At 44.5% G+C, this 13,472-nt stretch carries 17 protein-coding genes; 15 read left to right on the top strand and 2 right to left on the bottom strand.

Translation table 11 applies throughout. The annotated features are described in order from the left end of the window. The first annotated feature begins 31 nt into the window (after positions 1-31). From deoB to lysA, 14 genes are all read left to right on the top strand, one after another. On the top strand, positions 32-1,216 hold the full coding sequence (deoB, locus tag NSQ09_RS17660; protein ID WP_341032218.1) for a phosphopentomutase: 1,185 nt from the start codon (positions 32-34) through the stop codon (positions 1,214-1,216). Between the two features lie 12 nt (positions 1,217-1,228). Next, a complete protein-coding gene (locus NSQ09_RS17655; RefSeq protein WP_095843810.1) occupies positions 1,229-2,044 on the top strand; it encodes a purine nucleoside phosphorylase I, inosine and guanosine-specific in 816 nt (271 codons plus the stop codon). Between the two features lie 154 nt (positions 2,045-2,198). Beyond that, positions 2,199-3,368: a D-alanyl-D-alanine carboxypeptidase DacF gene (gene dacF / locus NSQ09_RS17650; protein WP_095843809.1), complete on the top strand. Its 1,170-nt coding sequence runs from the start codon at positions 2,199-2,201 to the stop codon at positions 3,366-3,368. Between the two features lie 95 nt (positions 3,369-3,463). Further along, positions 3,464-3,817, top strand: a complete 354-nt coding sequence (spoIIAA, locus tag NSQ09_RS17645; RefSeq protein WP_004398633.1) for an anti-sigma F factor antagonist — start codon at positions 3,464-3,466, stop codon at positions 3,815-3,817. Further along, positions 3,814-4,254, top strand: a complete 441-nt coding sequence (gene spoIIAB / locus NSQ09_RS17640; protein ID WP_003230452.1) for an anti-sigma F factor — start codon at positions 3,814-3,816, stop codon at positions 4,252-4,254. The genes spoIIAA and spoIIAB overlap by 4 nt, the downstream gene beginning before the upstream one ends. A gap of 11 nt (positions 4,255-4,265) precedes the next feature. Further along, a complete protein-coding gene (gene sigF / locus NSQ09_RS17635) occupies positions 4,266-5,033 on the top strand; it encodes an RNA polymerase sporulation sigma factor SigF (protein WP_003230458.1) in 768 nt (255 codons plus the stop codon). 126 nt (positions 5,034-5,159) lie between these two features. Continuing rightward, a complete protein-coding gene (gene spoVAA, locus NSQ09_RS17630; protein ID WP_015714205.1) occupies positions 5,160-5,780 on the top strand; it encodes a stage V sporulation protein SpoVAA in 621 nt (206 codons plus the stop codon). Then, positions 5,770-6,195 (top strand): stage V sporulation protein SpoVAB, encoded by a 426-nt coding sequence (spoVAB, locus tag NSQ09_RS17625; RefSeq protein ID WP_003230463.1) that lies wholly within the window; start codon positions 5,770-5,772, stop codon positions 6,193-6,195. Before spoVAA ends, spoVAB begins: the two co-directional genes overlap by 11 nt. Before the next feature lie 12 nt (positions 6,196-6,207). Further along, positions 6,208-6,660, top strand: coding sequence for a stage V sporulation protein AC (spoVAC, locus tag NSQ09_RS17620; protein ID WP_003223947.1), 453 nt, complete (start codon positions 6,208-6,210; stop codon positions 6,658-6,660). Positions 6,661-6,672: 12 nt separating this feature from the next. Then, complete coding sequence (gene spoVAD / locus NSQ09_RS17615; protein ID WP_003230465.1) at positions 6,673-7,689, top strand: stage V sporulation protein AD; 1,017 nt, start codon at positions 6,673-6,675, stop codon at positions 7,687-7,689. Between the two features lies 1 nt (position 7,690). Then, positions 7,691-8,041 carry a stage V sporulation protein AE gene (gene spoVAE, locus NSQ09_RS17610; RefSeq protein ID WP_003230467.1) on the top strand — a complete coding sequence of 117 codons (351 nt, stop codon included), beginning with the start codon at positions 7,691-7,693 and terminating at the stop codon, positions 8,039-8,041. A gap of 7 nt (positions 8,042-8,048) precedes the next feature. Beyond that, the gene (gene spoVAEA, locus NSQ09_RS17605) at positions 8,049-8,660 is read left to right on the top strand and encodes a stage V sporulation protein SpoVABEA (RefSeq protein WP_003230469.1); all 612 of its coding nucleotides are present in this window, start codon (positions 8,049-8,051) and stop codon (positions 8,658-8,660) included. Further along, positions 8,611-10,092: a spore germination protein SpoVAF gene (gene spoVAF / locus NSQ09_RS17600; RefSeq protein WP_014480171.1), complete on the top strand. Its 1,482-nt coding sequence runs from the start codon at positions 8,611-8,613 to the stop codon at positions 10,090-10,092. The genes spoVAEA and spoVAF overlap by 50 nt, the downstream gene beginning before the upstream one ends. Before the next feature lie 105 nt (positions 10,093-10,197). Next, positions 10,198-11,517 carry a diaminopimelate decarboxylase gene (gene lysA, locus NSQ09_RS17595; protein WP_004398851.1) on the top strand — a complete coding sequence of 440 codons (1,320 nt, stop codon included), beginning with the start codon at positions 10,198-10,200 and terminating at the stop codon, positions 11,515-11,517. A 29-nt stretch (positions 11,518-11,546) separates the two neighbouring features. On the opposite strand, the gene NSQ09_RS17590 is transcribed toward lysA, so the two are convergent. Continuing rightward, positions 11,547-12,419: a DUF1002 domain-containing protein gene (locus NSQ09_RS17590; protein ID WP_014480169.1), complete on the bottom strand. Its 873-nt coding sequence runs from the start codon at positions 12,417-12,419 to the stop codon at positions 11,547-11,549. Between the two features lie 256 nt (positions 12,420-12,675). Between NSQ09_RS17590 and NSQ09_RS17585 the strand changes: the two genes are divergently transcribed. Beyond that, the gene (locus NSQ09_RS17585; protein ID WP_003223931.1) at positions 12,676-13,107 is read left to right on the top strand and encodes a peptidylprolyl isomerase; all 432 of its coding nucleotides are present in this window, start codon (positions 12,676-12,678) and stop codon (positions 13,105-13,107) included. Between the two features lie 143 nt (positions 13,108-13,250). Here the strand turns inward: NSQ09_RS17585 and NSQ09_RS17580 are convergent, their stop codons facing one another. Beyond that, positions 13,251-13,463, bottom strand: a complete 213-nt coding sequence (locus NSQ09_RS17580; protein ID WP_003230479.1) for a spore germination protein — start codon at positions 13,461-13,463, stop codon at positions 13,251-13,253. Between the last annotated feature and the right edge of the window lie 9 nt (positions 13,464-13,472).

The raw sequence follows: 13,472 nt of genomic DNA, 5'->3' as shown, positions 1-13,472 counted from the left end.
TAGACGTATAGAAAAAAAGGAGGCTTTCAAGATGCCTGCATACAAATATAATCGTGTGTTTTTAATTGTGATGGACTCAGTCGGAATCGGCGAAGCGCCGGATGCCGCTGACTTTAATGACGAAGGCGCTCATACGCTCGTTCATATTGCCGAGCATATGAACGGATTACATATGCCGAATATGGCAAAGCTCGGCCTTGGTCTTATCGAAGATATCAAAGGTGTAGAAAAAACAGAACATCCGCTTGCCTATTATGGAAAAATGCAAGAAGCGTCAAACGGTAAAGATACGATGACCGGCCATTGGGAGATTATGGGTTTATACATTGATAAACCGTTTAAAGTGTTCCCGGAAGGCTTTCCTGATGAATTGCTTCAAGAGCTGGAAAAGAGATCTGGCCGCAAAATTATTGGAAACAAGCCGGCTTCCGGCACAGCGATTTTGGATGAGCTTGGCCAGGAGCACATGGAGACAGGGGCTTTGATTGTTTACACGTCTGCTGACTCTGTTCTGCAAATTGCCGCTCACGAAGAGGTTGTGCCGCTTGAGGAGCTGTATCGCATTTGCGAAACGGCGAGAGAGCTGACGCTTGATCCGAAATATATGGTTGGCCGCATTATTGCACGGCCGTTCGTCGGAGAGCCGGGTCAATTCAAACGGACGCCAAACCGCCATGACTATGCCCTTAAACCGTTTGATCGCACTGTCATGAATGAATTGAAAGACAGCGGCTTAGATGTGATTTCAATCGGAAAAATCTCAGATATTTACGACGGAGAAGGCATTACTTCTTCACGCAGAACGGTTTCTAATATGGACGGAATGGACAAGGTGATCGATACGCTGGGAGAAGACTTTACGGGTCTGAGCTTTGCGAACCTTGTTGATTTTGACGCGTTATTCGGACACCGCCGTGACCCTGAAGGCTACGGACGCGCGCTTGAAGAATTTGATGCGCGGCTTCCGGAAGTGTTTGAAAAAATGAGAGAAGACGATCTGTTAATGATTACAGCCGACCACGGCAATGATCCGATTCATCATGGGACTGACCATACACGCGAGTATGTGCCGATTCTCGCTTACAGCAAAAAACATAAGAAAGCGCAAATGCTGCCGCTTGCAGATACATTTGCTGATATTGGCGCAACGATCGCTGATAATTTCCAAACGAATAAACCGAAATACGGGAAAAGCTTTTTATCTTTATTACAATAGGGGGACTGTTTCTTGAAGGACAGAATTGAACGCGCAGCAGCTTTTATTAAACAAAACCTGCCGGAATCTCCGAAGATCGGCCTTATTTTAGGCTCAGGTCTTGGCATTTTGGCTGACGAAATCGAAAATCCGGTCAAGCTGAAATATGAAGACATACCTGAATTCCCGGTATCTACTGTTGAAGGGCATGCTGGACAGCTTGTGCTTGGCACTCTTGAAGGAGTTTCCGTCATTGCAATGCAGGGCCGCTTTCATTTTTATGAAGGCTACTCAATGGAGAAAGTCACATTCCCTGTACGCGTGATGAAAGCGCTCGGTGTGGAAGCGTTGATCGTGACAAATGCCGCAGGCGGTGTCAACACTGAATTTTGTGCGGGAGACTTAATGATTATTACCGATCATATCAACTTTATGGGAACAAACCCGTTAATCGGGCCAAACGAAGCGGATTTCGGCGCCAGATTTCCAGATATGTCTTCAGCCTATGACAAAGATCTGTCCAGCCTGGCTGAAAAGATTGCGAAAGACCTTAATATCCCAATTCAAAAAGGCGTGTACACTGCTGTGACAGGACCTTCTTACGAAACACCGGCAGAAGTCCGTTTCTTAAGAACGATGGGCTCTGATGCTGTCGGCATGTCTACTGTTCCGGAAGTCATTGTGGCGAATCATGCGGGAATGCGGGTTCTTGGCATTTCCTGCATCTCTAACGCGGCAGCCGGAATTCTGGATCAGCCTTTAAGTCACGATGAAGTTATGGAAGTGACCGAAAAAGTAAAAGCTGGATTCTTGAAGCTTGTTAAAGCGATCGTCGCTCAGTACGAATAAATATGAATCAATGCAGGACCAAAAGACAGCTGTGTCTGACATCACACAGCTGTCTTTTTTTATACCCAAAATTCGAAACATTTTCCATCAGTGGCGTATAAAACCATCCCGCTTGGAAAAAATAAAAAGGATTATGAAATGGAGGGCTTTTGAGATGAAACGTCTTTTATCCACTTTGTTGATTGGTATAATGCTGCTTACATTTGCACCGTCTGCATTTGCAAAACAAGACGGAAAACGTACATCGGAGCTTGCTCATGAAGCGAAGTCTGCGGTGCTGATAGAACGTGACACGGGAAAAGTGCTTTACAACAAGAACAGCAATGAGAGACTGGCGCCTGCAAGCATGACGAAAATTATGACGATGCTTTTGATTATGGAAGCTTTAGATAAAGGCAAAATCAAAATGAGTGATAAGGTCCGTACAAGCGAGCATGCGGCGTCAATGGGCGGCTCACAGATATTCCTTGAGCCCGGCGAAGAAATGACTGTCAAAGAAATGCTGAAAGGCATCGCAATCGCTTCGGGAAATGACGCTTCCGTCGCCATGGCTGAATTTATTTCCGGCTCGGAAGAAGAATTTGTTCAGAAAATGAACAAAAAAGCAAAAGAGCTGGGATTGAAAAATACATCCTTCAAAAACCCGACCGGACTGACCGAGGAAGGACACTACAGCTCTGCTTATGACATGGCAATCATGGCTAAGGAATTATTGAAATACGAATCAATTACGAAGTTTACCGGCACGTATGAAGATTATCTGCGTGAAAATACAGATAAAAAGTTTTGGCTTGTAAATACAAATCGCCTTATCAAATTTTATCCTGGTGTAGACGGCGTAAAAACAGGCTATACAGGCGAAGCGAAATATTGTCTGACTGCTTCGGCAAAAAAAGGAAACATGCGGGCCATAGCGGTTGTATTCGGAGCGAGCACGCCTAAAGAAAGAAACGCGCAAGTGACAAAAATGCTTGACTTCGCCTTTAGCCAATATGAAACGCATCCTTTATATAAACGAAATCAAACAGTAGCAAAAGTAAAGGTCAAAAAAGGGAAACAAAAATTGATCGAACTCACTACATCTGAGCCGATTTCAATATTGACGAAAAAAGGCGAGGATATGAACGATGTGAAAAAAGAAATCAAGATGAAGGACAATATTAGTGCTCCGATTCAAAAAGGCCAAGAGCTTGGCACTCTTGTTCTGAAAAAGGATGGAGAAGTACTCGCTGAAAGTCCTGTTGCTGCAAAAGAAGATATGAAGAAAGCCGGGTTTATCACATTCTTGAAGCGGACGATGGGAGACTGGACAAAATTTAAGTAATTATGCCGAATGACCACTAGTTTTGTCACGGTGAAGGAATTCATTCCGTCGAAATCGAAACACTCATTATCCGATCATATCAAGGAGGAATGAGCATGAGCCTTGGAATTGACATGAATGTCAAAGAATCTGTGCTTTGTATTCGATTAACAGGCGAACTCGATCACCATACGGCTGAAACCCTAAAGCAAAAAGTGACTCAATCATTGGAGAAGGATGATATTCGCCATATCGTGCTGAACTTGGAGGACCTTTCCTTTATGGACAGCTCGGGGCTTGGCGTTATTTTAGGAAGATACAAGCAAATTAAGCAAATTGGCGGGGAAATGGTCGTTTGCGCTATCTCTCCTGCGGTGAAGCGATTGTTTGATATGTCGGGTCTGTTTAAAATTATCCGATTTGAACAATCTGAACAGCAGGCGCTCCTGACACTGGGGGTGGCATCATGAAAAATGAAATGCACCTTGAGTTTTCTGCCCTCAGTCAGAATGAATCGTTCGCCCGTGTGACAGTTGCATCATTTATAGCTCAGCTGGACCCGACAATGGATGAACTGACTGAAATCAAAACAGTCGTGTCAGAGGCTGTCACGAATGCGATTATCCATGGATATGAAGAGAACTGTGAAGGAAAAGTTTACATTTCAGTGACGCTGGAAGATCATGTCGTATATATGACCATTCGTGATGAAGGCTTAGGCATTACAGATCTTGAAGAAGCCCGCCAGCCTCTATTTACGACTAAGCCTGAGCTTGAGCGCTCTGGAATGGGCTTTACCATTATGGAAAATTTCATGGATGATGTCAGTATCGATTCATCGCCTGAAATGGGAACAACGATTCGCTTAACAAAGCACTTATCAAAAAGCAAAGCGCTTTGTAATTAAGGAGATTTGTTATGGATGTGGAGGTTAAGAAAAACGGCAAAAACGCTCAGCTGAAGGATCATGAAGTAAAGGAATTAATCAAACAAAGCCAAAATGGCGACCAGCAGGCAAGAGACCTCCTCATAGAAAAAAACATGCGTCTTGTTTGGTCTGTCGTACAGCGGTTTTTAAACAGAGGATATGAGCCTGACGATCTCTTCCAGATCGGCTGCATCGGGCTGTTAAAATCTGTTGACAAATTTGATTTAACCTATGATGTGCGTTTTTCAACGTATGCAGTGCCGATGATTATCGGAGAAATCCAACGATTTATCCGTGATGACGGAACCGTAAAGGTATCAAGGTCATTAAAAGAGCTTGGAAACAAAATCCGGCGCGCGAAGGATGAGCTTTCGAAAACACTGGGCAGAGTGCCGACGGTGCAGGAGATCGCTGACCATTTGGAGATTGAAGCTGAGGATGTTGTACTGGCCCAAGAGGCGGTAAGGGCTCCATCTTCGATTCACGAAACCGTTTATGAAAATGACGGAGATCCGATTACCCTGCTTGATCAAATCGCTGACAACTCAGAAGAAAAATGGTTTGACAAAATTGCGCTGAAAGAAGCAATCAGCGATTTGGAGGAAAGGGAAAAACTAATCGTCTATCTCAGATATTATAAAGACCAGACACAGTCCGAGGTGGCTGAGCGGCTCGGGATCTCTCAGGTGCAGGTTTCCAGGCTTGAAAAGAAAATATTAAAACAGATCAAGGTTCAAATGGATCATACGGATGGCTAGTCTGCGGTGCAGGCTAGCTTTTTTGTGTGCAAAAGCGTGGTAATTTATGGTCTTTTCGAGCGGATGAATGAGAACAAAATCGAACCACATACTACATATATAACCACCGAAAGATGGTGATCAATGATGGAACGACGAATATTTATCCGGCTTCGCCACCGAGTGCTGGCACATCCAGGGGATATTATTACCGTTGGAGATGCCGCGCAAATAGAAGGGCAGCTTCAGCTGAAAAAGAAACTTTCGGCTATGCCGCTTTATCAGGTGAGCGAAAAAGATAAAAATATCGTAATTCTGGATATCATACAAGTCCTCAGAGCCATTCATTTACAAGATCCGACACTTGATGTTCAAACCGTAGGCGGAGCAGAAACCATTGTTGAAATTCAATATCGAAAGCGAAATTTATCAACGGTTCTGTTTATCGGTGTCTGGCTGCTTCTGTTTATTGGATCGTGTCTTGCCATCATGAACTTTCATGAGGATGTAAGCATGAGAGATGTTCATATCGCACTATATGAAATCATAACCGGAGAGAGGAATGACTATCCATATTTGCTTCAAATCCCATACAGCATCGGTTTGGGACTGGGGATGATCGTATTTTTTAACCACATATTTAAAAAGCGCCTAAATGAAGAGCCCAGCCCGCTGGAGGTTGAGATGTTTAACTATCAGCTTGATCTCGATCAATATGTGGCCATGCATGAGAATCAAGAAACCATAAAGGATCTGCATGATCGTTAGTGTATTGTTCATTATTTTTGTCGGGCTCGGCGGAGGCATAACGGTGGGGGCGGGTTTCGTTGCTTTTTTAACCGTAATGGGAATCATTCCGCGGCTGATGCAGCTCACCAAAACAATGAGATTTGTTCAGGCTTATGAAGCGGCTGTTATTCTTGGCGCGGTTTGCGGGGGATGGGAGACGCTTCATATGAATCATCTTTATCTAACAAAATGGATAGCTGTGCCGGTCGGGCTTCTGGCAGGTTTGTTCGTCGGGATGCTAGCGGCTGCTCTTACAGAGGTTTTAAATGTCCTGCCGATTTTGGCGAAACGAATCGGGCTCAGAAGTAAAATCATTATTCTGTTAATGGCCATCGTGATTGGGAAAATCGCGGGATCTTTATTTCACTGGCTGTACTTTATTGACCATTCATAAGGAGGTTTCAAGATGACAAACATAAAAGAAAATTACAAATCAAAAGTGAAAACATATCAGCCTAAGCCGCCTTACGTCTGGAACTGTGTAAAAGCCTTTTTAGTGGGCGGACTGATTTGTGCAATCGGGCAAGGTCTGCAAAATTTTTATATCCATTTTTTTGATTTCAATGAAAAAACTGCGGGGAATCCAACAGCTGCAACGCTGATATTAATTTCTGCCCTACTTACAGGGTTTGGCATCTATGACAGAATCGGACAATTCGCAGGCGCAGGTTCAGCCGTACCTGTCACGGGTTTTGCCAACAGTATGGCAAGTGCGGCTCTTGAATATAAAAGCGAAGGATTAGTGCTTGGAGTAGCGACAAATATGTTTAAACTGGCAGGAAATGTTATTGTTTTCGGAGTTGTAGCTGCATACATCGTTGGAATGATTCGGTTTGCTTTTGAGAAACTGATGTCATAGGAGGAGAAGAAAATGAAATTAACAGGAAAGCAAACCTGGGTATTTGAACATCCCATATTTGTCAACTCAGCGGGAACGGCAGCAGGACCAAAGGAAAAAGACGGACCGCTTGGCTCTTTATTTGATAAAACCTATGACGAAATGCATTGTAATCAAAAAAGCTGGGAAATGGCGGAACGGCAGCTGATGGAAGACGCTGTTAATGTTGCACTTCAAAAAAACAATCTGACAAAAGATGATATTGACCTATTGCTGGCAGGCGACTTGCTGAACCAAAACGTGACGGCTAACTATGTGGCAAGACACTTGAAAATCCCATTTCTTTGTATGTTTGGCGCCTGTTCAACATCAATGGAAACAGTGGCTGTCGCATCAGCCTTAGTTGATGGAGGGTTTGCCAAAAGGGCACTCGCTGCCACCAGCAGTCACAATGCAACTGCGGAAAGACAGTTTCGATATCCGACAGAATACGGAGGCCAAAAACCGGACACTGCTACCTCCACTGTAACCGGAAGCGGTGCAGTTGTCATCAGTCAGACACCGGGTGATATCCAAATCACAAGTGCGACTGTCGGGAAGGTTTCTGATTTAGGAATTACAGATCCTTTTGATATGGGATCGGCTATGGCTCCGGCTGCAGCTGATACGATTAAGCAGCACTTTAAAGATCTCAACCGGACAGCGGATGACTATGATCTAATCCTGACAGGTGACCTGTCAGGCGTCGGTTCTCCAATCGTAAAAGACATTTTAAAAGAAGATGGATATCCAGTCGGCACAAAGCATGATGATTGCGGGCTTCTGATTTACACTCCGGATCAGCAGGTCTTTGCCGGGGGGAGCGGCTGTGCTTGTTCAGCGGTTGTCACCTACTCTCATATTTTTAAGCAGCTGAGAGAAGGAAAACTAAACCGTGTATTTGTCGTGGCGACCGGGGCGCTATTAAGCCCGACGATGATCCAGCAAAAAGAAACCATCCCGACTATCGCCCACGGGGTTGTATTTGAGCGTGCAGGAGGTGCATCTTAACATGGACTACCTTTTGGCTTTTGTCTGCGGCGGGGCCATTTGTATCGTCGGCCAGCTGCTCTTGGATATTTTTAAATTGACGCCAGCTCATGTCATGACATCATTTGTTGTAATCGGTGCAATATTAGATGGTTTCGGCATTTACGATAAATTTATTGAATTTGCCGGAGGAGGCGCCACCGTTCCGATCGTCAGCTTCGGTCACAGTCTTCTGCACGGCGCCATGCATCAGGCGCATATACACGGATTTATCGGAATCGGCATGGGGATTTTTGAGCTGACCTCGGCCGGTATCTCAGCCGCTATTCTTTTCGCCTTTATCGTAGCTGTTATTTTCAAACCGAAAGGATAATGCCGACATGACGACAAAACGCAAGGTCATACTGGTAACAGACGGGGATGTTTATGCCGCTAAAACAATTGAATACGCCGCAAGCAAAGTGGGAGGCCGATGCATTTCACAATCAAAAGGGAATCCTTCCACCCGCAGCGGCGCCGAGCTTGTCAAGCTGATCGCCTCAGCACCGTATGATCCTGTATTTGTCATGTTTGACGACTCCGGCCTTCAAGGAGAGGGTCCGGGAGAAGCCGCTCTAACCTATGTCGCAACCCATCCGTCTATTGAAGTGCTCGGTGTGATTGCGGTCGCGTCAAAAACACATCAGGCTGAATGGACCAGGGTCGATGTAAGCATTGACCGCAATGGAGAAATAACTGAATACGGCGTCGATAAAGTCGGGGAAAGGGAATTTGATGACCACAGAATGAGTGGAGATACAGTCTATTGCCTTGATAAACTTGATCTCCCACTTATTGTCGGTATCGGGGATATCGGCAAAATGGGCAGAAAAGACGATATCTCAAAAGGGTCGCCAATCACCATGAAAGCGGTCGAGTTTATTTTAGAAAGGAGCGGGTATCATGCCGGACCACAAGGAAGAGAAAATTCGGGTTTATCGGAATCCAGCTAAAAATGAAGAGTATTTCAAAAACCGTGTTGGGATGGGGACGAGCTATGATGTAGGTGTTCGCAAGCTCACGATTTTAGATAAAGAGATCCAGCTTTACTATCTAAATGGATTATGCGATACAGTTTATATTATTCATTTAATGAGAGAGCTTGTTGCCATTAACAATCGGAAAGAAGACCCTGATGAGCTGGTCGACATCGTCGAAAACAGGCTGCTTAACGCCCAGGTCGAAAAAGTAAAAACCTTGGATGAAACCACCGACCAAGTGCTGTCCGGGCTCGTCGCTGTCATTGTTGAAGGTGCAGGTTTCGCATTTATAATTGACGTCAGAAGCTATCCGGGCAGAAACCCGGAAGAACCTGATACGGAAAAGGTAGTCAGAGGAGCCAGAGACGGATTTGTTGAAAATATCGTCGTTAATACGGCCCTTCTCAGAAGGCGGATCAGAGACGAGCGCCTTCGAGTCAAGATGACTAAAGTTGGTGAGCGGTCAAAGACGGATTTAAGCATTTGTTATATAGAAGATATAGCTGATCCGGATCTGGTTGAGATCGTAGAAAAAGAAGTTGCATCCATTGATGTCGATGGATTAACAATGGCAGACAAAACTGTCGAGGAATTCATTGTTAATCAAAGCTATAATCCTTTTCCGCTCGTGCGCTATACAGAAAGACCGGATGTGGCCGCAAATCATGTTCTAGAAGGCCATGTTATCATTATAGTGGACACATCGCCGAGTGTGATCATTACCCCTACGACTTTATTTCACCATGTGCAGCATGCTGAAGAATATAGGCAGGCGCCTTCAGTCGGGACCTTTTTAAGATGGGTAAGATTTTTCGGTATTCTTGCTTCTACTTTATTTCTTCCGATCTGGTTTCTCTTTGTGCTTCAGCCTGACCTGCTCTCGGACAATATGAAATTTATCGGTTTAAATAAAGATACGCATATCCCGATCATCCTGCAGATATTTTTAGCTGACTTAGGAATCGAGTTTCTCAGAATGGCTGCCATTCACACCCCGACGGCTTTATCAACAGCAATGGGTTTAATTGCCGCTGTTCTGATCGGGGAGATTGCGATTGAGGTCGGCCTTTTTTCTCCTGAGGTGATTCTGTACGTCTCACTTGCGGCGATTGGAACCTTTACGACGCCCAGTTATGAATTAAGCTTGGCAAACAAAATGAGCCGTCTTGTCCTCATGATACTCGTTGCCTTATTTCATATAAAAGGGCTCGTCATCGGATTTACAGTGCTAATTATTGCCATGGCAAGCATCAAATCCCTTCAGACACCGTACTTATGGCCGCTGATTCCCTTTAACGGAAAGGCGCTGTGGCAGGTTCTTGTCCGCACAGCGAAACCTGGCGCAAAAGTAAGACCCAGTATCGTTCACCCCAAAAATCGCTTAAGGCAGCCTACCAATTCATAATCGCATTGAAACTGACTGAAGAGTATGATAATGTATGTCTTAATTATGAAGGGACAGTCCATAAAACTGTCCTTTCATCCATAAGCGGAGAAAGAGGGAATGACATTGTTCTTACACGGCACAAGCAGACAAAATCAACATGGTCATTTAGAAATCGGAGGTGTGGATGCTCTCTATTTAGCGGAGAAATATGGTACACCTCTTTACGTATATGATGTGGCTTTAATACGTGAGCGTGCTAAAAGCTTTAAGCAGGCGTTTATTTCTGCAGGGCTGAAAGCACAGGTGGCATATGCGAGCAAAGCATTCTCATCAGTTGCAATGATTCAGCTCGCTGAGGAAGAGGGACTTTCTTTAGATGTTGTATCCGGAGGAGAGCTATATACGGCTGTTGCGGCAGGCTTTCCGGCAGAACGCATCCACTTTCATGGAAACAATAAGAGCAGGGAAGAACTGCGCATGGCGCTTGAGCACCGCATCGGCTGCATTGTGGTGGATAATTTCTATGAAATTGCGCTTCTTGAAGACCTATGTAAAGAAACGGGTCACTCCATCGATGTTCTTCTTCGGATCACGCCCGGAGTAGAAGCGCATACGCATGACTACATTACAACGGGCCAGGAAGATTCAAAGTTTGGTTTCGACCTTCATAACGGACAAACTGAACGGGCCATCGAACAAGTATTACAATCGGAACACATTCAGCTGCTGGGTGTCCATTGCCATATCGGCTCGCAAATCTTTGATACGGCCGGTTTTGTGTTAGCAGCGGAAAAAATCTTCAAAAAACTAGACGAATGGAGAGATTCATATTCATTTGTATCCAAGGTGCTGAATCTTGGAGGAGGTTTCGGCATTCGTTATACGGAAGACGATGAACCGCTTCACGCCACTGAATACGTTGAAAAAATTATCGAAGCTGTGAAAGAAAATGCTTCCCGTTACGGTTTTGACATCCCGGAAATTTGGATCGAACCGGGCCGTTCTCTCGTGGGAGACGCAGGCACAACTCTTTATACGGTTGGCTCTCAAAAAGAAGTGCCGGGTGTCCGCCAATATGTGGCTGTAGACGGAGGCATGAACGACAATATTCGTCCTGCGCTTTACCAAGCTAAATATGAAGCTGCGGCAGCCAACAGGATCGGAGAAGCGCATGACAAAACGGTATCAATTGCCGGAAAGTGCTGTGAAAGCGGAGATATGCTGATTTGGGATATTGACTTGCCGGAAGTAAAAGAAGGCGATCTTCTTGCCGTTTTTTGTACAGGCGCTTATGGATACAGCATGGCCAACAATTATAACCGTATTCCGAGACCCGCCGTTGTATTTGTCGAAAACGGTGAGGCTCATTTAGTCGTGAAGCGAGAAACATACGAGGATATTGTAAAACTTGATCTGCCATTTAAAACGGGTGTAAAGCAATAAAAGAAAGCGCCGATTTTTCGGCGCTTTTCTTATTTGAATATAGATACAATCGCATTCCAGATAGATACGAAGAAATCAATGACTTTCTGGATGAAGTTTTTGCCTTCATCTGATTCTATGAATTTCGTAATCTTATCTTTTGCTTTATCTAGCTGGTCACTGACCTGTCCCCAGTCAATGTCAGCGTTTTTCATCTTATTGAATAGGGAGACAAGCTGGTTCTTTTGGCTGTCAGTAAGTGTGACGTTTAAATCAGAAGCTGCGTCGTCCACTTGTTTTTCGATGTCAGCTTTATTATCAGGCACCCCGTTTTTAGCAAACTCTTCTTTGATTTTTGCAATCAGGGCTGCCGCATTTTCGTTACCGATTTTGTCTCCAAGCTCTGATGTCGTGACAAGCTCTTGGTTGGCGACCTGCTTAACATCCTCCGAGATCGCTTCGTCAGAAGAAACTTCATACGCCTTAATCAATCCAGTTAAAGCCGCAGTCCCGGATACTTCAAACGGCGCTGTAACGTACACCTTCGCATCTTTAACACCGGCTGTCATCAGTGCATTCAGGTACATTTCATCCGTGATGCCGCTGATATTATGGGTCTCAACATTCAATCCGGAGCCTTTTTTGGCAATGGTGATTGAGGATGAAGAAATCGCTCTCGATCCGATTTGCGCGTTTGATATATATTTTCCTAAATATTCATGTTCTTCCTTATTGGTCACGGTTACCGTTGTGGCATTATCAGGGACATTCATTTCATCAAGCACTTTTTGTTTGTCGGATTCTGACAAATCAGCACCCAGTGTTACAATGACATCTCCAACTGCGGCATCCGCGAGACTGACCTTCGGAACCGTCAGCAGCAAAACGGCCGCTGCCAGCATTCCAATCCAAATTTTCTTCAAAGCAGTTTGACCTCCTTCAATTTCACAAGCAGCTGGATAGTGCTGCTTTGTGAGGACCTGAATCATGAAAAATACAGTTCCGTTAGGTTAGACGGAGATAAAGAGATTCAGGTTTCATTTTTATTTTTTAGTAAAGCCCGGGAGATTCGTTTTCCCCCGAAAGGTGTGGTATAATAGCCGCGACAAGGAGAGACAGGCTATAACCTATCATACATAATCTCCTTTGAAAATTAAAATAAAGAAAGTAGGCATACAATTGAAAACAGGTTACTTTTTATTAGAAGACGGGAACAAAATTGAATTTGAACTTTATCCTGAAGCTGCACCTGGAACTGTTGCAAACTTTGAAAAGCTTGCGAACGAAGGCTTTTATGACGGGCTTACGTTCCACCGAGTGATCCCTGGCTTCGTCAGCCAAGGCGGATGCCCGCACGGAACTGGTACTGGTGGTCCGGGATACACAATCAAATGTGAAACAGAAGGCAACCCGCATACACATGAGGCGGGCGCACTTTCTATGGCACATGCCGGAAAAGACACTGGCGGCAGCCAATTTTTCATCGTTCATGAGCCACAGCCTCATTTGAACGGTGTTCACACTGTATTTGGTAAAGTAACAAGCGGATTGGAATTCGCGAAAAACATGTCTAACGGCGATGTCATGAAAGAAGTTCGTGTAGAAGGCTAATCAGCAGGCAAAAGGCTTCCTCTTATAGAGGGAGCTTTTTTATTGGGTGAAAATATTCAATAAAAAACCGCCCAGTGTTGATGGCGGTTGGCAAAACCAGGTGTTTAGTTAGTGAGACATCGCAAGCCCCCGTAATGAATAGATTAAAAAGTTTTGGTGACGTTCTGATCAGTAAATTGATGATTAATCATTTTAGCCTTGCTTACAAAGTTATTTTCAAAGACAATTCCTGTGTTTAAACCTCCGGAGCCAAACACAGATTTGGACAAAGTTAAAGGCCTGATCATAAAAGCGCCGCCTACGTTAATTACACTGTTCCCGGAAACGTTGTTTATATTAATAGGATAATCAATCATACTATCAAG

Source organism: Bacillus sp. FSL W8-1202 (genome assembly GCF_038006165.1).
GTDB lineage: Bacteria > Bacillota > Bacilli > Bacillales > Bacillaceae > Bacillus > Bacillus subtilis.
Note: the sequence above shows the minus strand (reverse complement) of the source record. Positions and strands in the feature narration are given on the sequence as shown.